General features: G+C 73.2%; 24 protein-coding genes and 1 pseudogene. 17 read left to right on the top strand and 8 right to left on the bottom strand.

The features are described 5' to 3' along the window. Positions 1–142: 142 nt before the first annotated feature. The 3 genes from XF36_RS18820 to cofC form a co-directional block, all read right to left on the bottom strand. Entirely contained in the window at positions 143–1,090 is a 948-nt protein-coding gene (locus tag XF36_RS18820; RefSeq protein ID WP_060712983.1) for an NUDIX hydrolase, read from the bottom strand. Further along, positions 1,090–3,471 (bottom strand): RNA degradosome polyphosphate kinase, encoded by a 2,382-nt coding sequence (locus XF36_RS18815; protein ID WP_238588960.1) that lies wholly within the window; start codon positions 3,469–3,471, stop codon positions 1,090–1,092. The genes XF36_RS18820 and XF36_RS18815 overlap by 1 nt, the downstream gene beginning before the upstream one ends. A gap of 85 nt (positions 3,472–3,556) precedes the next feature. Continuing rightward, positions 3,557–4,294 (bottom strand): 2-phospho-L-lactate guanylyltransferase, encoded by a 738-nt coding sequence (gene cofC, locus XF36_RS18810; protein ID WP_064485458.1) that lies wholly within the window; start codon positions 4,292–4,294, stop codon positions 3,557–3,559. Between the two features lie 129 nt (positions 4,295–4,423). Between cofC and XF36_RS18805 the strand changes: the two genes are divergently transcribed. The 3 genes from XF36_RS18805 to XF36_RS18795 are packed head-to-tail and all read left to right on the top strand — an operon-like array spanning position 4,424 to position 7,316. Continuing rightward, positions 4,424–5,140 carry a lysophospholipid acyltransferase family protein gene (locus XF36_RS18805; RefSeq protein WP_060712982.1) on the top strand — a complete coding sequence of 239 codons (717 nt, stop codon included), beginning with the start codon at positions 4,424–4,426 and terminating at the stop codon, positions 5,138–5,140. Continuing rightward, positions 5,140–6,198, top strand: coding sequence for an NAD(P)H-dependent glycerol-3-phosphate dehydrogenase (locus tag XF36_RS18800; RefSeq protein ID WP_060712981.1), 1,059 nt, complete (start codon positions 5,140–5,142; stop codon positions 6,196–6,198). Before XF36_RS18805 ends, XF36_RS18800 begins: the two co-directional genes overlap by 1 nt. Before the next feature lie 5 nt (positions 6,199–6,203). Beyond that, a complete protein-coding gene (locus XF36_RS18795; protein ID WP_060714811.1) occupies positions 6,204–7,316 on the top strand; it encodes a cystathionine gamma-lyase in 1,113 nt (370 codons plus the stop codon). 168 nt (positions 7,317–7,484) lie between these two features. Here XF36_RS18795 and XF36_RS35735 read toward each other — a convergent pair. The 3 genes and pseudogenes from XF36_RS35735 to XF36_RS18785 all read right to left on the bottom strand — a co-directional run. Then, positions 7,485–7,820, bottom strand: a pseudogene (locus XF36_RS35735) (DUF4397 domain-containing protein); the annotation flags it as partial. 203 nt (positions 7,821–8,023) lie between these two features. Beyond that, positions 8,024–8,665 (bottom strand): HNH endonuclease, encoded by a 642-nt coding sequence (locus tag XF36_RS18790; RefSeq protein WP_369804849.1) that lies wholly within the window; start codon positions 8,663–8,665, stop codon positions 8,024–8,026. A 189-nt stretch (positions 8,666–8,854) separates the two neighbouring features. Then, entirely contained in the window at positions 8,855–9,061 is a 207-nt protein-coding gene (locus XF36_RS18785; RefSeq protein ID WP_145981419.1) for a hypothetical protein, read from the bottom strand. A 92-nt stretch (positions 9,062–9,153) separates the two neighbouring features. Here XF36_RS18785 and XF36_RS18780 point away from each other — a divergent pair, with 92 nt between their 5' ends. Then, positions 9,154–9,975 (top strand): hypothetical protein, encoded by an 822-nt coding sequence (locus XF36_RS18780; protein WP_060712979.1) that lies wholly within the window; start codon positions 9,154–9,156, stop codon positions 9,973–9,975. A gap of 70 nt (positions 9,976–10,045) precedes the next feature. On the opposite strand, the gene XF36_RS18775 is transcribed toward XF36_RS18780, so the two are convergent. Continuing rightward, positions 10,046–10,336, bottom strand: coding sequence for a hypothetical protein (locus XF36_RS18775; RefSeq protein WP_060712978.1), 291 nt, complete (start codon positions 10,334–10,336; stop codon positions 10,046–10,048). A gap of 269 nt (positions 10,337–10,605) precedes the next feature. Between XF36_RS18775 and XF36_RS18770 the strand changes: the two genes are divergently transcribed. Beyond that, positions 10,606–11,673 carry an LCP family protein gene (locus XF36_RS18770; protein ID WP_060712977.1) on the top strand — a complete coding sequence of 356 codons (1,068 nt, stop codon included), beginning with the start codon at positions 10,606–10,608 and terminating at the stop codon, positions 11,671–11,673. Between the two features lie 54 nt (positions 11,674–11,727). Here XF36_RS18770 and XF36_RS18765 read toward each other — a convergent pair whose 3' ends face one another. Next, complete coding sequence (locus XF36_RS18765; protein WP_020628449.1) at positions 11,728–12,525, bottom strand: glucose-1-phosphate cytidylyltransferase; 798 nt, start codon at positions 12,523–12,525, stop codon at positions 11,728–11,730. A gap of 209 nt (positions 12,526–12,734) precedes the next feature. Here XF36_RS18765 and XF36_RS18760 point away from each other — a divergent pair, with 209 nt between their 5' ends. The 12 genes from XF36_RS18760 (at position 12,735) to XF36_RS18710 (ending at position 25,062) form a co-directional block, all read left to right on the top strand. Then, complete coding sequence (locus XF36_RS18760) at positions 12,735–14,159, top strand: IS1380 family transposase (protein ID WP_060710764.1); 1,425 nt, start codon at positions 12,735–12,737, stop codon at positions 14,157–14,159. 184 nt (positions 14,160–14,343) lie between these two features. Beyond that, positions 14,344–15,513: an aldehyde dehydrogenase family protein gene (locus XF36_RS18755; RefSeq protein ID WP_202968422.1), complete on the top strand. Its 1,170-nt coding sequence runs from the start codon at positions 14,344–14,346 to the stop codon at positions 15,511–15,513. A 33-nt stretch (positions 15,514–15,546) separates the two neighbouring features. Then, on the top strand, positions 15,547–16,749 hold the full coding sequence (locus XF36_RS18750) for an aromatic ring-hydroxylating oxygenase subunit alpha (protein ID WP_060712976.1): 1,203 nt from the start codon (positions 15,547–15,549) through the stop codon (positions 16,747–16,749). Positions 16,750–16,751: 2 nt separating this feature from the next. Then, positions 16,752–17,174, top strand: coding sequence for a Zn-ribbon domain-containing OB-fold protein (locus XF36_RS18745; RefSeq protein ID WP_060712975.1), 423 nt, complete (start codon positions 16,752–16,754; stop codon positions 17,172–17,174). Then, the gene (locus XF36_RS18740) at positions 17,168–18,322 is read left to right on the top strand and encodes a thiolase C-terminal domain-containing protein (RefSeq protein ID WP_060712974.1); all 1,155 of its coding nucleotides are present in this window, start codon (positions 17,168–17,170) and stop codon (positions 18,320–18,322) included. Before XF36_RS18745 ends, XF36_RS18740 begins: the two co-directional genes overlap by 7 nt. Before the next feature lie 8 nt (positions 18,323–18,330). Further along, positions 18,331–18,801, top strand: a complete 471-nt coding sequence (locus XF36_RS18735; RefSeq protein ID WP_202968421.1) for a cupin domain-containing protein — start codon at positions 18,331–18,333, stop codon at positions 18,799–18,801. Positions 18,802–18,822: 21 nt separating this feature from the next. Then, complete coding sequence (locus tag XF36_RS18730) at positions 18,823–20,148, top strand: MFS transporter (RefSeq protein WP_060712972.1); 1,326 nt, start codon at positions 18,823–18,825, stop codon at positions 20,146–20,148. 99 nt (positions 20,149–20,247) lie between these two features. Continuing rightward, entirely contained in the window at positions 20,248–21,450 is a 1,203-nt protein-coding gene (locus XF36_RS18725; RefSeq protein ID WP_060712971.1) for a cytochrome P450, read from the top strand. After that, positions 21,447–22,247: an SDR family NAD(P)-dependent oxidoreductase gene (locus tag XF36_RS18720; protein WP_060712970.1), complete on the top strand. Its 801-nt coding sequence runs from the start codon at positions 21,447–21,449 to the stop codon at positions 22,245–22,247. The genes XF36_RS18725 and XF36_RS18720 overlap by 4 nt, the downstream gene beginning before the upstream one ends. 3 nt (positions 22,248–22,250) lie before the next feature. Beyond that, on the top strand, positions 22,251–22,979 hold the full coding sequence (locus tag XF36_RS18715) for an alpha/beta hydrolase fold domain-containing protein (protein WP_202968420.1): 729 nt from the start codon (positions 22,251–22,253) through the stop codon (positions 22,977–22,979). Continuing rightward, positions 22,871–23,212 carry an alpha/beta hydrolase fold domain-containing protein gene (locus tag XF36_RS35730; RefSeq protein WP_202968586.1) on the top strand — a complete coding sequence of 114 codons (342 nt, stop codon included), beginning with the start codon at positions 22,871–22,873 and terminating at the stop codon, positions 23,210–23,212. Before XF36_RS18715 ends, XF36_RS35730 begins: the two co-directional genes overlap by 109 nt. Then, positions 23,209–25,062: a flavin-containing monooxygenase gene (locus XF36_RS18710; protein ID WP_060712969.1), complete on the top strand. Its 1,854-nt coding sequence runs from the start codon at positions 23,209–23,211 to the stop codon at positions 25,060–25,062. Before XF36_RS35730 ends, XF36_RS18710 begins: the two co-directional genes overlap by 4 nt. Positions 25,063–25,111 lie beyond the last annotated feature (49 nt).

The following is a 25,111-nucleotide window of genomic DNA, read 5'->3' as shown; positions in this document are numbered from 1 at the left end:
TCAGGAGGGCACCTCCGAGCTCCGGGGTCGATCAGCGCATCAGCGCTGTCGGTCCGGGGCCGAACAGCACTGGTGCACTGATCGACGAGTGGCGCGGCACCGGGGATGCCGGGAGGTGGGCGGAGCGGGACGGCGAGGCGGGTCAGGCGGGCGGGCGGCGGTAGTAGTCGGCCGACAGCAGGGCGCCGTCGTCGCCGAAGCCCAGGACCCAGGTGCTGGCCTTGTGCGAGGGCAGGTCGGGGTCCGGGGACCTCCCCGCGTCGGCCAGCAGGTGCCCGACGACGTCCGGGATGACCCCGCCCTGGCTGCACAGCAGCGTCACGCCGGGCTGGGCCGCGAGGGTGCGGAAACGGGCCAGGCCGTCGGCGGGCGAGACCCAGTAGCCGTGCTCGCCCAGCAGCGGCTCCACGTCCGGCTCGCCCGCACCGGACGCCCGTGCGTAGGGCTCGATCGTCTGGCCGCAGCGCAGCGGCGGGGCGGTCGTGAGCCGGTCCGGGCCGAAGCGGGCGAGGAAGTCCGCGAGCCGGTCGGCCTGGGTGAACCCGGTGCCGGAGAGGGGGCGCAGGTCGTCGTCGCCCTCCCAGGCGGTCCGGCTGCCCGCCTTGGCGTGCCGCACGAGCACCACCGTCGACGACGGCGGCCCCACCTGGTCGAGCCGGTCCAGCAGGTCGGCGTCGGCCGGGCGGCTGAGCAGCGTGGCGGCCTCGTCGCGGGGCAGCCACCGCAGCTCGTCGGTCTCGTCGGTGGCGGTGAAGCCGGGATCGCGGACGACCTCGGCGGCCCAGTAGTGCACGACCTTGTGGCCCTTGCCGGGCACGTCGTACGCGGTGTGGCCGAGCCGCGCGCCGAGGCGGCACTCCAGGTGCGCCTCCTCGACGGTCTCGCGCAGCGCGGTCGACGTCAGCGCCTCGCCCGGGTCCTGGTGGCCCTTGGGCCAGGACCAGTCGTCGTAGCGGGGGCGGTGGACCAGGGCCACCTCGACGGTTCCGTCGTCCGCGCGGCGCCACGGCACCGTCCCGGCCGCGACGACGCCGGCGATCCCCGCCGGGTCGACCTCGGCCCCGTCGGTCCGGAACTGCGCGGAGAGCATCAGTCCTCGCTCTTCCCTCGCCGGGAGTTCATCATCTCCATCTGGTGGTCGCGGACCCGGATGTTCTCCGATCCCGGCGCGGGGGACGGCGACCAGGTCCCGTCCGGGCCGAGCGTCCAGCAGCGCGTCGCCGGGTCCAGGCAGGAGTCGAACATCGCGCCGAGCTGGTCGGCGAGCTTCGGGTCGGCGACCCGCAGCATCACCTCGACCCGGCGGTCCAGGTTGCGGTGCATCATGTCCGCCGAGCCGATCCAGTACTCGTCGGCCGAGCCGAAGTGCAGCACCCGGGAGTGCTCCAGGAACGGCCCGAGGATCGACCGGACGGTGATGTTCTCGCTGAGCCCCGCCCGCCCGGGGACGATCGCGCAGATGCCGCGCACCACGATGTCGACCGGCACGCCCGCCTGCGACGCCCGGTAGCAGGCGTCGATGATCGCCTCGTCGACGAGCGAGTTCGCCTTGATCTGCACCCGCGCGCCGGCCTCGCCGGACAGGTGCGCCTCGATCTCGTCGTCGATGCGGCGGACGATGCCGCGGCGGATCCCGTACGGCGCCACGAGCAGGCTCCGGTAGGAGGTCTGCCGCGAGTAGCCGGTGAGGGAGTTGAACAGGTCGGTGAGGTCCGCGCCGATCGTCGGGTCGGCGGTGAGCACGCCGACGTCCTCGTAGAGCCGTGCGGTCTTCGGGTTGTAGTTGCCGGTGCCGATGTGGCAGTACCGGCGGATCTCCGCCCCCTCCTGGCGCACGACCAGGCAGGTCTTGCAGTGGGTCTTGAGCCCGACGAGGCCGTAGACGACGTGCACGCCGGCCTTCTCCAGCTCGCGCGCCCAGCGGATGTTGGCCTGCTCGTCGAACCGGGCCTTGATCTCCACCAGGGCGACGACCTGCTTGCCCGCCTCGGCGGCGTCGATCAGCGCGTTGACTATCGGGGAGTCGCCGGAGGTGCGGTAGAGGGTCTGCTTGATCGCGAGCACGTTCGGGTCCGCGGCGGCCTGCTCGATGAAGCGCTGCACCGAGGTGGAGAACGAGTCGTAGGGGTGGTGCACGAGCACGTCGCCCTCGCGCAGCGTCGCGAACACGCTGCGGGGGGTCTCCCGCTCGGCGAACGCGGGGTGCGTCGCGGGGCGGAACGGCTCGTCCTTCAGGTCGGGGCGGTTGACCCCGTGCACCTGCCACAGGCCGGTGAGGTCGAGCAGCCCGGGGACGGTGACGACGTCGTTGGGGTCGACGTCGAGCTCGCGCAGCAGCAGCTCCAGCACGTGCTCGGACATCGTGTCGAGCACCTCGAGGCGCACCGGCGGCCCGAACCGGCGGCGGGCGAGCTCGCGCTCCAGGGCCTGCAGGAGGTCCTCGTCGCGGTCCTCCTCGACCTCGAGGTCGGCGTTGCGGGTGACCCGGAACGGATGGACCTCGGTGACCTCCATGCCGGTGAACAGGTCACCGAGGTGCGCGGAGATCAGGTCCTCGATCGGCAGGAACGTGCACTGCCGGTTCCCGGCGCGGGTGTCGGTGTCCGGCGGGTCGACCGACACCAGCCGCGGCACGTTGTTCGGCACCTTCACCCGGGCGAAGCGTTCGGTCCGCCCCTCCGGGTCACGCACGGTCACCGCCAGGTTCAGTGACAGCCCGGAGATGTAGGGGAACGGGTGCGCCGGGTCGACCGCGAGCGGGGTGAGCACCGGGAACACCGTCTCGGTGAAGTAGTCCGACAGGCGCAGGCGCTCGGCGTCGGTCAGCTCCTCCCAGCTGCGCAGGTGGATGCCGGCCGCGTCGAGCTCGGGGCGCAGCTCGTCCATGAACACCTCGGCGTGCGCCCGCGACAGCGCGCGGCTCCGCTCGGTGATCCGGGCCAGCTGCTGGCGCGGGGTGAGGCCGTCGGCGCTGCGCACGGACAGCCCGGTCTCGTCGCGGCGCTTCAGGCCCGCGACCCGGACCATGTAGAACTCGTCGAGGTTGGAGGCGAAGATCGCGAGGAACTTCGCGCGCTCCAGCAGCGGCTGGCTGGAGTCCTCGGCCAGGGCCAGCACGCGGGCGTTGAAGTCGAGCCAGGACAGCTCGCGGTTGAGGTAGCGGTCCTCGGGGAGCAGCTCGCCCATCGTCGACGCCGGGGTGGTCGCCCCCGCGGGCGGCGCGATCGGGGCCGCCCCCTGGCTCGGCGACGGCGTGGCGGCCGGCGGGGCGGGCGGTGCCGCGGGACCCGAGGGCGCGTGCTGCTGGGCCGGGATCTCCGCGGACGGTGCCTGGTCGGCGACGCTGCGGCTCGCTGTGTGCAACCGCCGCGACGCCGGCCGCGGGGCACGGCGCGCCGCCGTCCGGGGACGGCCGCCCGGGTGCGCGGAGGTGCCGTTCCGTCCGTCCGGGGTCGCCGAGTCGTCGCTCACGTCACGATTGTTTCGTACCGCTCCGCAACCGTCCACGGGGACACGGCCCCGGCCGACGACGTCACGTACGTGGTCTGCCACACCGTCACGTACGTGGTGTGCCACACCGTCGGGCGACGGCCTCCCCCGGCGGGTGACATCCGGGTGGGCGGGGTACGGCGGGGGGTCCGTGCCGGGCGTCGACCACGGCCCGAGTCCACGCCCCCACCCCGAGTGCGACGGCGTCGTCGAGGTCGGCGGCGGTGTCGACGTCGCGGCGCAGACCGGGACGGTCACCGGGCAGCGGACGGGCCCCGGAGGCACGGTGCCGGGAGGCCGACCCGCGGCCGAAGTGCGGGTCGAGGTCCTGCCCCGGGGCGACCAGCAGCAGCGTGGTGCCCTCGCCAGGGGCGTCGGGCTGGAAGGTGCGGGTCGCGCCGCCGGCGAACAGCACGGCGGCCGCGGCGACGGCGTCGTCGAGCTCGGCCGGGCGCAGGGCGGGCAGGTCGGCCTGCAGCGCCCCCAGCGCGACGTGCGGGTCGCGCGAGCGCAGCAGCGCGGCACCGTGGCGCAGCGCGCCGTTGAGCCTGCGCCCGGGGTCGGTGACGACCTCGGCGCCGAGCGCGCCGACCTCCACCGCCACCGCCGGGTCCGAGGAGATCACCAGCACGTGCCGGACCGCCGTCGCGGCGACGGCGGCGGCCACCGTGTCGCGGGCCAGGGCCAGCGCGAGCCGCTGGTGCGCGCCGAGATCGCCGACCCCGCCGTCGGCGGCGCCACGCAACCGGGTCTTCGCGCGGGGCAGCGGCTTCACCGGCACCACCAGGTCCACCCGCAGGGTCACGGCCCCAGTCTGGCACCCCGCGTGACACCGTGGGGCCTCTGTGGGGAGACTCCACGGATCAGATCCGGATCATCCCGATCCGGGACGACCCCACGACCCGCCGCAGCGGCGGGCAGGAGGAGGCCGCCGGTGGCACGCGAGAAGGGCGGATTCTGGGTCGGTCTCGCCGTCCCGTTCTTCTACTCGATCGGCTGGCTCACCGGCCGGCCGCGCTACCAGGGCCGCGAGCACCTCCCGGCCCGCGGCGGTGCGCTGCTGGTCGGCAACCACATCTCCCACCTGGACCCGATCCACACCGGCACCTACGTCCACAGCGCGGGCCGGGTGCCGCGGTTCCTGGCCAAGAGCAGCCTGTGGAACGTGCCGGTGCTCGGCGCGGTGCTGCGCGGCTCGGGCCAGATCCCGGTGTTCCGCGACTCCGCCGACGCCCAGCAGAGCCTCGCCGCGGGCACGCAGGCGCTCGCCGACGGCAAGATCGTCATCATCTACCCGGAGGGCACCATCACCCGGGACCCCGACGGGTGGCCGATGCGCTCGCGCACCGGCGTCGCGCGGATGGCGCTGGCCTCGGGGGCGCCGGTCATCCCGATGGTGCACTGGGGGACCCGCGAGGTCCTGAACGGCTACGAGAAGAAGTTCCGCCCGCTGCCGCGCACCGACGTCGTGCTGCGCGCGGGGGACCCGGTGGACCTGAGCGCCTACCGCGGGCGCCCGCTGGACGCCCACGTCCTGCGCGAGGTCACCGACCTGATCATGGGGCGGGTGCGGGAGCTGCTCGCCGAGGTCCGCGACGAGGACGCGCCGGAGGAGTTCTACCGCCGACGTCCGGAGAGCGAGGCAGGCTGATGAGCGTCCCTGGGGTCCCGTCGTTCGGGGAGCGCCCGGTCAACGAGCCGGTGCACTCGATCCAGCGCGTCGCCGTGCTCGGCGCGGGCAGCTGGGGCACCGCGTTCGCGAAGGTCCTCGGCGACGCCGGCCGGGACGTGCGGCTGTGGGCCCGCCGCTGCGAGATCGCCGAGGCGATCAACGCCGACCGGCGCAACCCGGACTACCTGTCCGACGTCGCGCTGCCGGACACGCTGCGCGCCACCCACGACGCCGCCGAGGCCCTCGACGGCGTCGACGCGGTGATCCTCGCGGTGCCGTCGCAGTCGCTGCGCGCCAACCTGGAGCAGTGGCGCGACCTGGTCCCGGCCGGGGTCACCCTGACCAGCCTGGCCAAGGGCGTCGAGCTGGGGACGCTCAAGCGGATGACCGAGGTCATCGACGACGTCACCGGTGTCGGCGCGGACCGGCTCGCCGTCGTGTCCGGGCCGAACCTGGCCGCGGAGATCGCGCACGAGCAGCCGACGGCCACCGTCATCGCCTGCTCCGACCACGAGCGCGCGGTGGCGCTGCAGACCGCCTGCGCGACCGGCTACTTCCGCGCCTACACCAACACCGACGTCGTCGGGGCGGAGCTGGGCGGGGCGGGCAAGAACGTCATCGCGCTCGCCGTCGGCGTCGCCTCCGGGATGGGGCTGGGCGACAACTCGCGGGCGTCGCTGATCACCCGCGGGCTGGCCGAGATGTCGCGGCTCGGGATGGCGCTCGGTGCCTCTCCGCTGACCTTCGCCGGCCTGGCCGGCATGGGCGACCTGGTGGCGACGTGCAGCTCCCCGCTGTCGCGCAACCGGACCTTCGGCGAGCAGCTGGGGCGCGGCGCGAGCCTCGCCGAGGCGGAGAAGGCCAACCACGGCCAGGTCGCCGAGGGCGTGAAGTCCTGCTTGTCGATCTGCGAGCTCGGCGAGCGCGCCGGGGTCGAGCTGCCCATCGCCGACGCGGTCCGCCGGGTCTGCCACGAGGGCATGACCGCCCACCAGATGGCCAAGGAACTGATCTCCCGGGCCCCGAAACCGGAGTGAACCCCATGCTCGGAGACGGCACCCGCTGTGTGCACGGCGGGGAGCAGCACGCCCACGCCGTGGGCGACCCGATCCATCGCGGACCGGTGTTGACCAGCACGTACCACCTCGGACGCCCGGAGGAGGCCGACCAGGGCGCGGACTTCTACGCCCGCGCGGACAACCCGACGTGGCGGGAGTTCGAGGCCGCCGTCGGCGAGCTCGACGGCGGGCCGTGCACGGTGTTCCCGTCCGGGATGGCCGCGGTCGCGGCGGTCCTGCGCGCCTTCACCGGCGCCGGGCGCGGCGTGCTGCTGCCCAGCGACGGCTACTACGTCGCACGCCTGCTCGCCGACGAGGAGCTCGCCCCGCTCGGGGTGCCGGTCGCCTACTGCGCGACCGCGGGCGACTGGGCGTCGGCGATCGCCCGGCACCGGCCCGCGCTGGTGATGCTGGAGACGCCGTCGAACCCCGGCCTGGAGGTCTGTGACGTCGCCGCGGTCGCCGCCGCCGCGCACGCGGCCGGGGCGGTCGTCGCCGTCGACAACACCACGTGCACCCCCCTCGGGCAGCAGCCGCTCGCGCTGGGGGCCGACCTGGTCGTCGCCAGCGACACCAAGGCACTGTCCGGGCACGGGGACCTGCTGCTCGGGCACGTCTCCGCCGCCGACCCGGTGCACCACGAGCGGGTCCGCGCCTTCCGCACCCGCGGCGGCGCGATCGCCGGGCCGATGGAGACCTGGCTGGCGCTGCGTGGGCTCGGCACCCTGGACCTGCGGCTGGGCCGGCAGGCCGAGAACGCCCGCGCGCTCGCCGTCGCGCTGCGGGAGACCCCCGGCGTGCGTGACGTCCGCTGGCCCGGGCTGGCCGACGACCCGTCGCACCTGCTCGCCCGGACCCAGATGCGGCGCTGGAACGGCATCCTGCGGTTCACCCTGGCCGACACCCACGCCGTCTCGGACTTCCTGGCCGCCGCGACGCTGGTCGACTCGGCGACGAGCTTCGGCGGACTGCGCACCGCCGCGGACCGGCGGGCCCGGTGGGGCGACGCGGTGCCGGACGGCCTGGTGCGGCTGTCCTGCGGGGTGGAGGACACCGACGACCTCCTCGCGGACGTGATCGGCGCCCTCGGGGGGTAACGGCGGGCAGGTCCGGCACGAGCGCAGCGGTGCACGATCCGCCGCGAGACGAGGTGCCGTCCATGACCACCGACCACGCCGACCACACCGACCATGCCGAGCGCACGTCCGGCACCGGACCCGGCCGGAGCCGGCGGCGGGCGCGGTCAGGTCGTCGGGGACGAGGTCACCGCGGACCTGGCCGGAGCCGGTGTCGAAGAAGAACAGCGACTGCGTGGTGCCGGGTGCGATCTGCAGCCCCGCCGACAGCGGTGCCGGCCCGTCCGGGTCACTCCCGACCGGGCGCATGGTCACCGTGTAACGACCCGGGACGAGCCGCAGGTAGCCGGTGACGTCGCCGTACGCGGCGTCCCGGGCGACGACCTGCTCGGTCGAGCCCGCGCCCTCGGGGCCGGAGATCGTCGCGACGACGGCGCCGGTCCCCGGCGACAGGTGGCCGAGCCGCAGCTGCCCTGTCGGCTGCGCCGCGCCCGCGACCGGCGCGAACGCCAGTCCGACCGACATCGCGAGCAGGATCGTGCCCACGAGGACGGCGGCCCGTTCCCGCCCACTCCGCCCGTGCATCCCGTTCTTCGCCGCCCCGTGTCCGGCTCGGTCGCCGAGCCCGTCGCATCACTGATTGCAACGATCGCGACGGCGAGACGACCCACGAACAGGACACAGTGGCCAAGTTCGTCACTCTGCGTGCCCGGCCGCGGACGAGCGGCTCACGCGGCGGCGGTCAACCACGGTTCCCAGGCCGGCAGCGGCTCCACGGCCAGCACCAGGACCCCGGCCCCGTTGCGGGCCGGCGGTGCCGGAGTGGTGCGCAGCGTCCAGCCGATCTCCTCGATCAGCCGGTCGGCCTTGCGTGAGTTGCAGGCCTTGCAGGCGGCGACGCAGTTCTCCCAGCTGTGCGCCCCGCCGCGGCTGCGCGGCACGACGTGGTCGATCGTGTCGGCGCGTTTGCCGCAGTAGGCGCAGCGGCGGGCGTCGCGGCGCAGCACACCGGCCCGGGTCATGGGGACGACGCGGCGGTAGGGCACCCGGACGTAGCGCGACAGGCGCAGTACCGACGGGGCGGGGAGCGAGAGGGACTCGGAGCGGAACTCCGCCCCCTCGAGCGCCTCCTGGAGGCACTCGGCCTTGCCGGAGAGGAGCAGGCAGATCGCACGTTTCGACGTGACGACGGCCAGCGGTTCGAAGCTGGCGTTGAGGAGCAGGACCCGGGACCCCGCCGGGATGCGAGCCGTGGTCGGCGGCTCGGTCCCCGGTGCCGGGACGGGATCGTCGGGGAGCGGGTCGACCGCTCTCAGGTCGCCAGGGACGATCATCTCGGCACCACTGGGGACGGGTTGTCGGTACGGCACGCGACCACCTCCGGAACGCACGAGGTCCGTGATGTAGTCGACCATACGGAAGCCCGGTTACGCGAGGGTGATAACGCGGCCTCGGGGAGGTGACCGCGCGGCGCGGGCGCCCCGGGACCGCACACCCGCCCGCCGGTGCCGCACGACGGTCCTCCGGGTCCGCGCGACCGTTCGTCGGATCGGACCAGATCAGGTCAGGACGACCGCCAGCACCCGCTCCCGCTCCGGGACGGCCGTGAGGACACCGGTGAGGTCCTCGGTGCGGGTGCGCCGCGGGTCCGCGAGCGCCACGACCGCGCCGGGCCGCGCCGGGCCGGCCACCGGACCGTCGCGCAGCGCGAGTGCCTCGGTGATCCGCCGGGCGTCGGTCTCCAGGCCGGGACCGGCCGGCACCACCCGGGTGCGGTCCGGCCCCGCCCGCGGCACTGGTCGAGCAGGGCCGTACCGCCGTCGCCGCCCTCGCCGCGGCCGGCGTCGTCGGACCGGAGGTGTCCTTCGCCGAGTACGGCAGCCCGCACGGCGGCTCCTGGGTGGCCGCCCTCGCCGCGGCCGGCGCGCCGCCGGTGGCACCGGACGAACCGGCCGACGTCGTCGTCGACAACCTCGGTCTCATGCACGACGCCGACCAGGCCGCCGCCGTACGTGAGCGGGTCGCCCGGCTGCGGCCGGGCGGGACGCTGGTGATCGGGTTCCACACGCTGCGCGCGATCGTCGAGGGCGCGCAGTGGAACGCCCTGCGCCACGGTCACTTCGCCTACTACTCGACCCCGGCGCTGGTCGGGATGCTGGAGACCGTCGGCCTCGCCGCGGTCCGGGCCTGGTGGTTCCCGCTCTACGGCGGCACGGTGCTGTTCGTCGCGCGGGCGGGCGGCGAGCAGCAGGAGTCGGTGCGCACGATGGTCGCCGCCGAGGACGCCGCCGGCGTGCGCGACGCGACGGTCGCGTCACTGCAGTGGGCCGCGGACCGGTCGACGACGGGTGTGCGGGAGTTCCTGGAGGCCGAGCGCGCCGCCGGTCGCCCGGTGTGGGGCTACAGCGCGCCGTCGCGGGCGGTGGCGCTGCTGTCGCGGGCCGGGATCGGTCTGGACCTGCTGCCCGTGATCGCCGACGGCTCGGTCGCCAAGCAGGGCAGGCGCACACCGGGGACGGCGATCCCGATCGTCGCCCCGGACGCGCTCGTCGCGGCGGCGCCGCGGTCGGTGCTGCTGTTCGTCGACGATCTGCTCCCGGGGATGCGCCGCGCACTGCCGCAGGTGGAGGCGACCGGCGGCCGGTGGCTGCTCCCCGACGCGGTGCCGGTCCGGGCGTGACCCGGCCGGACCGGCGCCGGGAGGCGTTCGTGCCCCGCCTCCCGGCGGACCGTCCGGGGACGCGCAGGGATCAGCGGCGGCGCAGCAGGGCCGAGGTGAGGCGGGCGGCGCGACCGGACGACCGGCCCTCGGCGGAGCCGGTGCTGGCGTGGAAGGCGCGGCAGGAGGTGCCGCAGACACCGCAGTCGGTGCCGGCGCGGTAGTGGTCGTGGGCGTCGCGCTCGTGACCGCAGCGGCACAGGTCGACCGCGACCGAGGTGGTCGCGACGGGCGGCAGTGCGGTGTTCTCGGCAGCGGCCCGCGGAGCCGGGATCGCGGCGGCGGGGGCGGTGCTGGCGGGGGTCTCGGGCGTGACGTTCATGGTTCCTCCTCGGTGCACGAGGGCCGTGCGGCCGTGCTGCCGCTGATATCGCCCCGTCCTTCGGGACCGTCAGCACCAGCGCCGTGGGTTCCCTGCATCTGATGACACAGCACGTCCCTGTGACTGCGCTGTGTGCACACTGAAGGTCTGGCGTGCACGGTCCGGTGGCGTTGCGCACCACCGGGAGTGGGACCGTGCGGCGTCGCGTAACGCCGTCCGCGCGGACGCGACGGACCGGACGACCTCCCACGCCCGACCCAGGAGACCCGATGCGCAATGCCGTCCCCCCGACCTGGCACGACGACGTGGTGCCCGGCCTGCGTGGCGGGCGTCCCCGTCGGCGCGGGCGGCGGGTGCTGGCCGTGCTGCTGGCGCTGGTGCTCGTGCTGCTGCTCGCGGTCGGCGGCGTGGTGGCCTACCTGACCTCCAGCATCGGCGGCGGCATAGCCCGCATCCCGGACGCGTTCCGCGGGATCGACGCGGGCAGCCGTCCCGCCACGTCCGGCGGCACCACGTTCCTGCTCGTCGGCACCGACTCCCGGGCCGAGGCACCCACCACCGGCACCGACGCCGCCCCGGGGGGCGACGCCGGTTCCCAGCGGTCCGACGTGATCATGCTCGGCACCCTCGCCCCCGACGGCGAGCACGCCAGCGTCGTGTCGATCCCGCGCGACTCCTGGGTCGACGTCCCCGGCCGCGGCATGAACAAGATCAACGCCGCCTACGCCTTCGGCGGTGCGCCGCTGCTCATCGAGACCGTGGAGAAGCTGACCGGGGTGCGGGTGGACCACTTCGGTGTTGTCGACTTCGCCGGGTTCACCTCGCTCGTCGACTCGGTCGGCGGCATCGACGTGACGGTCGCGCGGGCCACCAGCAACGCCGGGGTGGACTTCCGGGCGGGGGAGAACCACCTCGACGGCGCCCAGGCCCTGGCCTACGTCCGTCAGCGCCACGGCCTCCCGAACGGCGACATCGACCGCGCCGCCCGCCAGCAGAACGCGATCAAGGCGCTGCTCGCGACGGTGCAGGAGAAGGCCACCACGGACCCGACCGCGCTCTACTCGTTCGCGACCAGTGTCGGCGACGCGGTGAGCGTGGACGACTCGCTGTCGAACACGGGGCTGGTCCAGCTGGCCCTGGAGAACCGCAACCTGCGCGGGTCGGGCGTCGCGTTCGTGACGGCGCCGGTGGCCGGGCTGGGCCGGGAGGGCGAGCAGTCGGTCGTCTACCTGGACGAGCAGCGCAGCGCGGAGCTGTGGGGAGCGGTCCGCAACGGGTCGGTGGCGCAGTACGCGGACCGCAACCCGACGGAGGCGCTGAGCTCGACGCCGTCGTGACCCGCTCGCCCGGGGGTGGGGACCGGTGGCCCTCGCCCCCGGGGCGAGCCTCGGTCAGGCCCAGATCTTCCAGGGCGCCTCACCGCGCGACCACAGGTCGTTGAGGTACTCGTAGTCCTTGAAGGTGTCCATCGCCGACCAGAAGTCCTCGTGGCGGTGCACGTTGAGCTGCCCGTCGCGGGCCAGTCGCTGCAGCGGCTCGTGCTCGAGCCAGACGCCGTCGTCGCCGGGCTCGCCGAGGTAGCTGTCGAGGAACTCGCGCCGGAAGGCGAAGAAGCCGCCGGAGACGAAGCCGGTGACCTGGGTGGGCTTCTCGTTGAACTCCACGACCCGGTCGCCCTCGACGTTCATCTCGCCGAACTTGGAGGTCGGGTGCACCCCGGTGACGGTGCCGATCTTCCCGGACTCCTCGTGCTCCTTGGCCAGGGCGGTGATGTCGACGGTGCCGACGCCGTCGCCGTAGGTGAGGAAGAAGTTCTCGGTGTCGACGTACTGCGCGATCTTCCGGACGCGCGAGCCGGTCGCGGCCTCCAGCCCGGTCTCGGCGAAGGTGATCTCCCAGTCCTCGTCGACGCTGTTGTGGAAGTCGATGCGGTGCCGGTCCGACATGGACAGGGTGAAGTCCGCGGAGCGGGCCCGGTAGTCGAGGAAGTACTCCTTGATCGCCCAGCTCTTGTAGCCCAGGCACAGGACGAATCGGCGGAAGCCGTGCTCCCGGTAGGTCTTCATGATGTGCCAGACGATCGGCCGTCCACCGATCTCGACCATCGCCTTCGGCAGGCTCTCGGAGGCCTCCCGGATGCGGGTGCCCTTGCCTCCGCAGAGGATGACGACAGGGGTCTCGGGGTCCATGAGCTGAGTATCCGTTCCTTCGTGGGGAGCGTGGTGGGCGGCGGCGCCTGTCGTACAGGGGAACCGAACACCACTACCGCACTGTTAGCCCGGACTCTTCACGGGCTGTGCCGGTGATCTCCGACCCCAACTGAAGAAAGTGCCTCGTGACCAGGTAAGACAGCGGGTGTCGAAGCCCTGTCCGCCATGGTCGAGGAGGCACTTTCCGAGTGCAGACTACAAGCACGCGCCCACCGGTCATCGTGACCGCCGACGGCGCTGGGGTGGTGTCGCACGTCGGGTCGCGTCTGCTGGCCGATGTCGCCGACCGGACCACGTTGACCAGTGAACTCTCGACCGCGCTCGCACCGCTGCGACGAGCTCGGGCGCGTCATGATCCGGGGCGGGTGCTGGTCGATCTGGCCGTCGCGGTCGCCGACGGGGCCACGAGGATCTGCGAGATCGCGGTCCTGGCCGATCAGGGCGCGGTGTTCGGGTCGGTGGCATCGGACTCGACCTGCTGGCGACTGCTCGACAAGCTCGACGAGCGCCGGTTGTCCTCGATCGCGGCGGGGCGGGCGCGGGCCCGGGAGGTGGTCTGGGCCCAGCACGCCGACGTCGATGGTCGCGCGTTTCCCGCGGCTCGGGTCGCCGGCCGCGACCTGCGCCGGCACGGCCGGGACGTGCTGGTGATCGATCTCGACGCCACGATCGTCATCGCCCACAGCGAGAAGGAACAGGCCACGCCCACGTTCAAGAAGACGTTCGGGTATCACCCGATGCTGGCGTTCTGCGACAACACCGGCGAGTTCCTCGCCGCCCGCTTGCGCCGCGGGAACGCCGGTGCGAACACCGCCGCGGATCACATCAACGTGCTCGACGACGCGCTCGCCCAGATCCCTGACGCGTTCCGTCACGGGCACCCGATCCTGGTCCGCACCGACACCGCGGGCGCCACGAAAGCCTTCCTCGCCCACATCCGAGCGCAACAAGACACAGCGGTGAGCTGTGAGTTCTCCGTCGGCTGGGCCGTCACCGACCGCGAACGCACCGTGATCAGCCTGGTCCCGAAGACGGTGTGGGCCGAGGCGGTCGACGCTGACGGCGGGCACCGTGACGGCGCCGGGCTGGCCGAGATCACCGGCTTGCTCCCCGCCTCCGCGTTGGTCGACTACCCGGCCGGGACCCGCGTTGTCGTCCGTCGCGAACGGCCGCATCCCGGCGCGCAGCTCGATGCGTTCGAGGAGCGTGACGGCTGGCGCTACACCGCGTTCGCCACCGACACCCGCGTCGGGCAGCTCGCCTTCCTCGACGCCCGCCACCGCGCCCACGCCCGGGTCGAGGACCGGATCCGCTGCGGCAAGGACACCGGCCTCAACCACTTCCCGTCCCGGTCCTTCGCCGTCAACGCGGCGTGGTTGACCGTGGTCATGCTCGCGGTCGACCTGATCACCTGGACCCAGCGCCTGCTTCTCGACGGCGACCTGGCGAAGGTCGAGCCGAAGGCGTTGCGCTACCGGTTGTTGCACACCGCCGCGCGGATCACCCGCGGGCAACGCCGAGTCTGGGTCCGTATCCAACGGTCCTGGCCCTGGGCGGTCGATCTCGCCCGCGCGTTCGCGCGGCTGTGCGCGTTGCCTGTTCCTGCTGGTTGATCTCCGAAGCCCGACACGACGAGCGGCGGGAGCTCCCGGCAGAACGCGCAGGCCGGCCCCTTCGCCATGCCCACCCATCGAACGAACCGGACCGGATCCGCCGCCAGCCGATCACGCGGTCAATCCGCAGCTCCGTGAATCACCAGGGCTAGAGCGCCGAGGGGACGAACTGACCGGCACCGTGGTGTCCGAGGTCGGCACGCCCCGGCGGACCGCGCGCTGGGCGCAGGTCGGCCTGGGTGTCCTCGACCTGCGCGAGGCGGTGACGGCGGCGGCCGGCTTCCCGTGGGAGCAGCCGCTGCGCAACTCGGTGGTCGTGCGGGAGCCGGTCGGTGTCGTCGGTGCCATCACGCCCTGGAACTACCCGCTGCACCAGATCACCGCCAAGATCGGGGCCGCACTCGTCGCGGGCTGCACGGTCGTGGTCAAGGCCAGCGAGGTCGCGCCGCTCACCGCGAACCTGCTGGCAGAGGCGGTCGACGCGGTGGGCGTGCCGGCCGGGGTGTTCAACCTCGTCCACGGGTACGGCCACGTCGCGGGGGAGGCGCTGGTGCGCCACCCCGACGTCGACATGGTCAGCTTCACCGGCTCGAACGCCGTCGGGAAGCGGATCATCGAGCTCTCCGCGGGCACCGTGAAACGGGTGTCGCTGGAGCTCGGCGGCAAGAGCGCCGCCGTGCTGCTGCCGGACCTCACCGACGAGGAGTTCGCGAAGGCGGTGCCGCACACGGTGCGGGCCTGCTACATGAACGGCGGTCAGTCCTGCAACGCGCAGACCCGCATGCTCGTCCCGCGCGAGCGCCTCGCCGTCGCGGAGGAGCTGGCGAAGCGGGCGGCCGAGCTCTACGTCCCGGGCGACCCGGCCGCGGACGCCACCAAGCTGGGCCCGCTGGTCACCGCGGACCAGCGTGACACGGTCCTCGGCTACGTCCGGACCGGCGTCGCCGAGGGCGCCCGCCTGGTCACCGGCTCGACCGAGCCGCTGGACGGGCCCGGCTACTTCGTGGCGCCCACGGTGCTCTCCGACGTCGCGCCGGACGCGACCGTGGCGCAGGAGGAGATCTTCGGGCCGGTGCTGTCGATCATCCCGTTCGACACCGAGGACGAGGCCGTCGAGATCGCGAACGGCACGATCTTCGGGATCGCGGGCGCCGTCTGGTCCACCGACACCGCCCGCGCCGAGGTCGTTGCACGGCGCATCCGGGCCACCCAGATCGAGGTCAACGGCGGCGGCTTCAACGGTGCCGCGCCCTTCGGTGGCTTCAAGCAGTCCGGGCACGGCCGCGAGGGCGGCGCGTTCGGGCTGGAGGAGTTCGTCGAGATCAAGAGCATGCAGTTCCGTCCCGCGTCCTGACCTGTCCTGACCACCCGAGAAGGACCCACCACCATGGCCGACCCCGGGCTCTACCCTGCCTTCCCCTATGACGCCGAGACCGCGGCGGGCCTGGCCCGCACCATGTTCGACCACCTGGACAACGGCACCACCGACATGGCGCCCGGCGTCCTGGAGATCGACCCGGGCGTCTACCGCGATCCGGAGCTCGCCGCCCGTGAGCGCGCCGAGCTGTTCGGCTACGTCCCGATCATCGCCGCGCACGGCACCGAGCTGCCGAAGCCGAACGACTACCTGACCGTGCAGCTGCCCAACAACGAGGTCGTGCTCGTGCGGCAGCGGGACGGGCAGGTCCGGGCGTTCGTCAACACCTGCCGACACCGCGGCGCCCGGCTGGTGAACGAGGACTCGGGCAACCGGCGCTTCTTCTCCTGCCGCTACCACGGCTGGTCCTACGGCGGCGACGGCAGCCTGCGCGCCATCGCGGACGGGTCGACCTTCGGCGAGATGGACACGACCTGCCTGGGGCTCAAGGAGGTCCCGGCCGAGGAGCGGCACGGCTTCGTCTGGGCGGTGGACTCCGCCGCCCCCGGCCGGAAGATCGACGTCGGCGAGTGGCTCGGCCCGGACCTCGACGCCTCGCTGGGCGCGATGGAGATGGACCGCTACCACTGCCACCGGGCCGGCAACTTCGATCTGGAGATCAACTGGAAGGTCCTGATGGACGCCTTCCTCGACGGGTACCACATCGCGTACGCCCACACCGGGACCGTCGCGCCGTACTTCCACAACAACGCCCAGACCTGGCAGCCGATGGGCCGCCACGGACGGATGGTCTCCGCACGCAGGAGCATCGACACGATCCGCGGCCAGGACCCGGCGACCGTGGACGTGAACCGGCACCTCACCGTCGCGCACTTCCTCATGCCCAACATGAGCGTGCTGCGCCAGCCGGACCACCTCGAGGTGCTCAACTTCGTACCCGCGCCGCACACGGCCGTCGGTACCCGGATGCAGATGCGGATCCTGACCCGCGAGCCCGCCACCACCGACGAGCTGACGGCGCGGTGGGAGAAGAACTGGACCATTCTCCAGGCGGTCCTGCAGGACGAGGACATCGTGGTCAACGAGGGCCTGCAGAAGGCCGTCTCGAACACCGACATCGGGCCGCTCCACTTCGGCCGCAACGAGATCGCCAACCAGCACTTCCACCGCTGGATGGCCGCCGCACTCGCCGACCCCCGGCACTGGGGCTGATCATGGGGTACTCGTTCCACGAGCACCGGATCCCCGGGGGGATCGGGGCCGACGACGGCTTCTGGGAGTCCCTGGAGGACGGCGAGTTCCGGCTGCCGCGCTGCGCCGGCTGCGCGGCCTGGACGTGGCCCGCGCACCACCGGTGCGCGGCGTGTGGGGGCTGGGAACAGCGCTGGGAGCCGACGGCGATGGAGGGCCGGATCTTCTCGTGGACCCGGGTCCACGCCGGGGTCGGCCGGACCCGGGAGGTCCCCTACGTCGTGGTGGTGGCCGAGCTGCCCGCCGCGGCGGGCGCCCGGGTCCTCGGGAGGCTGGCCGGACCGGACACGGCCGTCGCGATCGGAGCGCCGGTGACCGGGCACATCGACCCGCCGTCGGCGCGGACGCGGGGCTACGCCGCGCTCCGCTGGAGCCTGTCGTGCTGAGGGGGACCACGGCGGTCGTCGGGCTCGGCGACACGCCGTTCCACAAGCGTGGGACCAGTGGCGAGCCCGCACTCAAGCTGGCGCTGCGGGCGATCGTGGCCGCCGCCGAGGACGCGGGGATCGACCCGGCGGACATCGACGGGTTCGTCTCCTACGGTGCGGAACGCGCGGAGGGCCAGCGGATGATGGCCGCACTGGGTACCAGGGAGCTGCGCTTCGGTGCGCTGGCCTGGACACACGGCGGCGGGATCCCGGGTGCACTCGGGCTGGCCGCGACGGCGATCGTCACCGGCCAGGCCGAGATCGTCGCCGTCTACCGGGCGATGTCGGAGTTCCGGGGCAGCCGGGGCAACGTCGACGTCGGACAGGGGGACACCCCGGCCCAGCAGCTGGTCAACGGCATCGAGGTGCCGGCACAGATGTGCGCGCTGCGCTCCATGCGGCTCATCGAGGCCGAGGGCGTTCCCGCGCGGACCCTGCGGGACATGGCGTTGGTGTCCTACCACCACGCCCGGAACAACCCGCGGGCCGTGGGCCGCAGCGGACTGGACGCCGCGACCTACGACGCCTCGCGGTGGATCTCCGAGCCCTACCGGCTCTACGACTGCTCGCGGGAGAACGACGCCGGCTCCGCCGTGATCCTCGTGTCCGCCGAGCGGGCGAAGGACCTCCGGCCGACGCCCGCCTACCTGCTCGGCGCCCCGATGGGCGCGGCGGGGAGCTGGGGGATGCGGGAGGAGTCCGGGGATCCGTACTGGTCGGCGGGCTTCCAGGGCGTGGCGGACCGGCTCTGGCGCGAGACGGGCTACGGACCGGGGGACGTCGACGTCGCCCAGATCTACGAGAACATGACGGGGATGGGCGTGTCCGCCCTGATCGAGCACGGCTTCTGCACGCTCGAGGGGGCGGGGGAGTTCGTCACCGTCGACAACCTCGTCGCCCCGACCGGAACGCTGCCGGTCAACACCTCCGGCGGCAATCTCGCCGAGGGCTTCGTACACGGCATGAGCCTGGTCGGCGAGGCGGTGCGCCAGATCCGCGGCACCTCGTGCAACCAGGTGCCGGACGCGACCCTGTCACTGATGACGGGCGGTCCCGGGGACCCCGTCGTCTCCACCGCTCTGCTCGCCGGATCGGCGGCCCTCTGATGCGCCGCGTGGTGACGAGCGAGGGTGCCGACGGCCGCTCGTTCGTGCTCTCCGACGGCGAGGCGGCGACCGCCGAGGTCGGCACCATGGACCTCGACCTGCTGTGGCGCAACGACACCGCGCCGGCACTACCCGCGGACACCGACGTCCCGGCCGAGGTGTCCTTCCCGCCGCCGGGCGGCGTCTGGGTGATCACCTGGACCATCCCGGCGGGCACCACCGGGGAGGACCCGGAGGAGATCGTGGCGAGCACCGGGGAGCGTCCCGGCTTCCACTCGACGGAGTCCGTCGACGTGAACGTGGTGCTCGCCGGCGAGGTCGTGCTGGAGCTCGACGAGGGCGAGGTCACCCTGCGCACCGGGGACCTCGTCGTCGTCAACGGCAGCAGGCACGCCTGGCAGAACAGGTCGTCGGAGCCCGTGCGGGTGCTCTCGACGATCGTCGGGGGCACCCGCACCCTCCGCTCTCTCCCTCACTGACGAGTCCTGAGAGGACCCACCATGTCCGCTGTACGCACCGCGGGATCCCGGGCGGTCGTGCTGACCTGCCTCGCGGTCACCGTCATCGACGGCATCGACCTGCTCATGTTCGGCGCCGTGCTGCCGACACTGCTCGAGCGGGGCGAGTGGGGCATCACCGCCGTCTCCGCCGGTCTCGTCGGCAGTCTGTCGCTGTTCGGCATGATGATCGGCGCCACGGTCGCGGGCTACCTGACCGACATCGTCGGCAGGCGACCGATCGTGCTGGGCTGCGTCGCGCTGTTCTCGGTGTTCACCGGGGTCTGCGCGATCGCGCAGAGCCTGGAGATGTTCGCGATCTTCCGCTTCCTGGCCGGTCTCGGCTTCGGCGGCGCGCTGCCCACGGTCATCGCGCTGACCATGGAGTACGTCCGGATCGAGCGGCGGCAGTTCGCCAACGGGCTGATCCAGACGGGCTTCCCCGTCGGCGGCGCGATCATCTCCGTCGTCGCGATCTTCGCCATCCCCGCCTTCGGCTGGCACGCGCTGTTCGCCGCCGCCGCGGTGATCGGGCTCGTCCTGTTCGTCGTCGCCTACCGCAACCTGCCGGAGTCCATGGCGTTCCTCGTGGCCCGCGGCCGTGTGGACGAGGCCCGCGCGCTCGCCGAGCGCTACGACGTCGGCGACGGTGCGGAGTCCTCGATCGCGCTCGCGCAGGCCGACGCGGGGGCGGTCGAGCGGCGCTCGGCCCTCCGCTCGATGTTCGTGCCCGGCCTGCGGGTCGCGGTGGTCCTCTTCCCCGTGATCAGTTTCTTCGGTCTGCTCGTGTCCTACGGGATGAACACCTGGATCCCGCAGATCCTGCGCTCCACCGGCTACGACCTCGGATCGGCGCTCTCCTTCCTGCTGGCGTTCAACATCGGCAGCGCCATCGGCATGGTCGTGCTCACCGGCCTCGCGGACCGCATCGGCTCGCGGCGCGTCATCTCGTCCGGGTTCGTCCTGGGCGCGCTCGCGGTGGCGGTCCTGATCCTGGGCCCGGCACAGGCCGTCGTGTTCACGCTGGTGCTGGTCATCGGCTTCTGCGCGTCGTCGCAGACCGCGGTCTACGGGTTCGCCGGGGTGTACTTCCCGGCGTCCGCACGCGGCACCGTGCTCGGCCTCTGCACCGGCCTGGGCCGCCTCGGCGGCGTCGTCGGGCCGATCATGGTCGGTCTGATCATGTCGACGTCCGCGGGCGCGACCGGCGTGTTCTGGGCGTTCTGCGCGGTGGGCGTCGTGGCCGCCGTGCTCGTGTCCCTCGTGCCGCGGACCGGGCTGTCGGACAGGCGGACCGCGGTGGCGGGGACCGAGGTGGCCACCGCGTGACGCCCGGGGACCTCCACGACGACCTGACCCGGCGCCGCCGGCGCAGCTGACACCCGTCGTCCCGCACGACACCCTCGTCCCACCCGGGGAGCCACCACCATGCCCACGCAGACCGCCGATGTCCCGCCCGAACTCGTCGTCGACTTCGACATCACCGATCCCGCACTCGCCGTGCCGCACGAGGCACTGGCCGAGCTGCAGGAGAGGACACCCGTCGCCTGGTCGCCGCGCCACGGCGGGCACTGGATCCTGACCCGCTACGCAGACTGCTACGACGCCTGCCGGGACTGGGAGACCTTCTCGGTCGCGAACGCCCAGGTGCCGCGGATCACGACCGAGCCGTCGATCCCGAACGAGATCGACCCGCCTGCCCACAGGTCCTACCGGGAGATCCTCAACCCGCTGTTCAGCCCACGTCGGATGGCGGCACTCGAGGAGAGGATCAGGGCTACGGCGGTCGAGCTGATCACGGCCTTCGCCGCCCGCGGCACGTGCGACTTCGTGACCGAGTTCGCGCAGCCGATGACCGCGGGCACCTTCGTGGCGCTGATGGGGTGGCCCGCCGAGCACGCCGCGATGTTCGACCGCTGGACCACCGACCTGCTCGTCGGGAAGCCGGGCGGGACCCCGGAGGAGGACGCGGCGGTGCGCGGCGCAGCCGACGACGCCGTCCGCGGGTACTTCGGGGACATGATCGCCCGCCGGGACGACTCCCGCGCGGACGTGATGGCGCTGCTCTTCGCGGCCCGCTACCAGGGTGAGCGTCCGCTCACCGACGACGAGCTGCGCAAGATCCTCTGGCTCCTGATGGTCGGAGGACTGCACACCGTCCGCGGCGTGCTCTCCTTCGGCATCCTCCACCTGATCGGCGATCCGGCCCAGCGTGCGGCGCTGATCGCCGACCCCGGCCTCTCGGCCACGGCGGCCGAGGAGCTGTTGCGGATCGACTCCCCCGTCGCGCTGGGCCGGCTCGTGGTGCGACGCACCGAGCTGCGCGGGGTGACCCTCGAACCGGGCGACCGGGTGCTGCTGATGTCGTCGGCCGCGGGCCGGGACGGGGAGGTCGTCGAGAACCCGCGTGCGCTGGTGCTGGACCGGCCCGTGAACCGGCACCTGGCCTTCGGCGCGGGAGTGCACCGCTGTGTCGGGTCGCACCTGGCCCGCATCGAGATCCGGGTGGCGCTGGAGGAGATCCACCGCCTCGTGCCCGACTACGCACCGGACGGCGATCCGGTCTTCCACCACAGCCAGGTCCGGGGCCTCGAGCGCCTTCCCCTCCGCTTCACACCGGCGGGATCGTGACCGCCGCCGCGAAGCTCGACCTCGGCGGGCGCCACGCACTCGTCACCGGCGCCGCGTCGGGCATCGGCCGCGCGACGGCGCTCTGGCTGGCCGAGGCGGGCGTCGCCGGTCTGGTGCTGGTCGACACCGACGCCGACGGCCTGGCCGCCCTCGACCCGGGGTGCGAGGTGCGCCGCGAGGTCGGCGACGTCGCCGATCCGGCGCTGTGGGAACGGATCGAGGCAGGGACACCGCGGCTCGATCACGCCGTCCTGAACGCCGGGGTGCCGCCCGCGGGCGTCGCCGTCACCGACATGTCGGCGCAGCAGTGGCGCCGGGTGCTGGGCACCAACCTGGACGGTGCCTTCCACGGCCTGCGCTGCGCGTTGCGGCTCATGCGGCGCGGGGCCGGCGGCAGCGTGGTGCTGACCTCGTCGGTCGCGGGTGTCCGGCCGATGGAATCGACGGCGGACTACGGCGCGGCGAAGGCCGGTCTGACGCACCTGGCCCGGGTCGCGGCCCTGGAGAACGCCGCGCACGGGATCCGGGTCAACGTGGTCGTCCCGGGCAGCGTGGACACAGGGATCTGGGACGCACAGGACGGCTTCCGGCGGACCGTCGCCGATCATGACGGTGACCGGGCCGCGGTCGTCGCGCGGATGGGAGCGCTGAACACCCCGCGGGGGCGGTGGGCCCGGCCCGAGGAGATCGCGGACTCCATCGGCTTCCTCCTTTCCGACCTGGCCGCCAACGTGACCGGCACGTCGCTGGTCTCCGACGGTGGTATCTCCCTGGTCAGCGCGCGGAGCCGGGTGTAGCCGGTGACCGGGACCGAATCCGGGGTGGACCCCGACCTGGAACCGTTGCTGGCGCGGATGCCCACCCGTCCGCTCGGCGCCGCGACCCTCGACGCCGACCGGGCGGCGATGCGCGGGGTGTGGGCCACGACGGCGCCCCCGCCCAACGACGGCGTCGTCCGTACCGAGCGGACCGTCCCCGGCCGTGACGTGCCCGTGGTGGTCCTCGCCCCGGCCGACCGCGGGCCGCGGCCCGTGCCGGCGCTGCTGTTCGTCCACGGCGGGGGGTTCGTCGGCGGCACCGCGGACAACGGCGCGCCGTTCCACCGGCGGATCGTCGCCGAGCTGGGCATCGTCGTGGTGTCCGTCGGCTACCGGCTCGCGCCCGAACACCGCTACCCGGCGCAGGTCGAGGACTGCTACGCCGCACTGCAGTGGCTCCACGACGACGCGGCCGAGCTCGGCCTGGACCCGGCACGGATCGCGGTGGAGGGTGTGAGCGCCGGCGGGGCGCTCGCGGCGTCGCTGGCCCTGCTGGTGCGCGACCGCGGCGAGCTCTCGCTCGCGCTGCAGTCACTCGTCTACCCGATGCTCGACGACCGCCCCGCCGTGACCGAGCCGGACGGCGTGACCGGGCGGATCGCCTGGTTCCGGGAGAGCGACAGGTTCGGCTGGACCTCCCTGCTGGGCCCGGAGGTGGCCGGTGGGCCGGACGTGTCGCCCTACGCCGCCCGGCGCGCGCCGCCGACCTGACGGGCCTGCCACCCACCTATATCGGCGCCGCGGCCCTCGACCTGCTCGTCCACCAGAACCTCGACTTCGCCCGGCGGCTGATCGCGGCGGGCGTCCCGACACAGCTCGAGGTCTACCCGCGGACCTTCCACGGTTTCGACGTCGGATCCGCGCCGGTGAGCGAGACCTTCAAGCGCAACCGCCTGGCCGTGCTGCGGCGGGGCCTGGGCATCGACGGACAGGAGCACCCATGACCACCTGCGGACCCTCGTCGCCGCCGACGGATTTCGATCTCGCGGCGCTGCGGGCGAAGTACGCGGCGGAGCGGGACCGGCGGCTGCGCGAGGACGGCTCGGCGCAGTACGTCCACACCGGCGCGGGCGAGCGCACCGACTTCTGGGAGGCGGACCCGCACAGCCCCCCGGTGGACCGTGACGCGATCGCCTCCGACGTGGAGGTGCTCGTGGTCGGCGGCGGCTTCGCCGGCCTGCTGGCAGGGGCGTACCTGACCGAGGCGGGCGTGACCGACGTCCGGATCGTCGACATGGGCGGCGACTTCGGCGGGGTGTGGTACTGGAACCGGTACCCCGGCATCCAGTGCGACAACGAGGCGTACTCCTACATCCCGCTCCTCGATGAACTCGGCTACATGCCGTCCCAGCGGTTCCCGGACGGCGCCGAGATCTACGAGCACTGCCGCAACATCGGCAAGCATTTCGGGCTCTACGACGGTGCCCTGTTCGGCACGATGATCAGGGCGATCCGCCGCGACGAGGAGACGGGCCGCTGGATCGTGACCACCAACCACGACGACGAGCTGCGCGCCCGCTACGTCGTGCTGGCCACCGGTCCGTGGAGCAAGCCGAAGCTGCCGGGCATCCCCGGTCTCGACGACTTCACCGGCCACACGTTCCACTCGGCACGCTGGGACTACGGCTACACCGGTGGCAGCGTGTCCGACGTCGTCCTGGACGGGCTCGCCGACAAGCGCGTCGCGGTCATCGGGACGGGGGCCACGGCGATCCAGATCGTGCCCCACCTCGGCCGCCACGCCCAGCACGTGTACGTGTTCCAGCGCACGCCGTCGGCCGTCGACGAGCGTCGCAACCCGCCCACCGACCCGGCGTGGGCCGCCTCGCTGGAACCGGGCTGGCAGAAGCGGCGCCAGGCCGCCTTCCACGCGTTCGCCTCGGAGCCCTTCCCGACCCTGTCACCGGCCGACGACGTCGCCTGCGACTTCTTCACCGAGGTGGGCCGCAACGTCTCCGCACGGATCGCCGGCCGGTCGCTGACCCCCGACGAGCTCGCCGCGATCCGGGAGGAGGAGGACTACGCGGTCATGGAACGCGTCCGCCGCCGCGTCGACGACATCGTGCAGGACCCCGCCACGGCCGAGTCCCTCAAGCCCTACTACCGCTACCTGTGCAAGCGGCCCTGTTCGAGCAACGAGTACCTGGAGACCTTCAACCGGCCGAACGTGACCCTCGTCGACGTGTCCGGATCCCGCGGGGTCGAGCGCATGACCGCGCGCGGAGTCGTCGCCGGCGGCCGCGAGCACGAGGTCGACTGCGTGATCTTCGCGAGCGGGTTCGAGATCTCCGCCCAGGACCAGCGGCTCGCCTCCGGTATCGACGAGATCGTCGGCCGCGACGGCCTCTCGCTGCACGACCACTGGCGCGACGGCTTCCGGACCCTGCACGGCATGACCAGCCACGGGTTCCCGGGGATGTTCTTCATGGGCAACACCCAGGGCGGGGGGAACGCCAGTGTGACGGCCAACTACGTGCAGCAGGGCGGGCACATCGCCTACATCGTCGCCCAGGCGCACGCCCGCGGCGCGACCACCGTCGAGCCCACCCGGCAGGCACAGGACGACTGGGTCGCACTGATCCGCGCCGTCGCGACGCCGACGACGTTCCTGGAGCAGTGCACGCCCGGCTACTACAACAACGAGGGCGGTGGGCACGGCGGGATCCGGCCCGCGGTCGGCGACCGCTACGGACGCGGCTTCTACGAGTTCGACCGGCTGCTGCGCGACTGGCGCGACACGGGCGAGCTGCCGGGGATGACCCTGGTCGGCGCGGCAGGCGACGGGAACGACTGACCTCCCGGCGGACCTGCACCGGCACCGGGCCGCCGCCCGCGAGCGACGC

This window comes from Pseudonocardia sp. HH130629-09 (assembly GCF_001294645.1).
Taxonomy (GTDB): Bacteria; Actinomycetota; Actinomycetes; order Mycobacteriales; family Pseudonocardiaceae; genus Pseudonocardia.
This window is presented reverse-complemented; position numbering and strand designations above follow the sequence as displayed.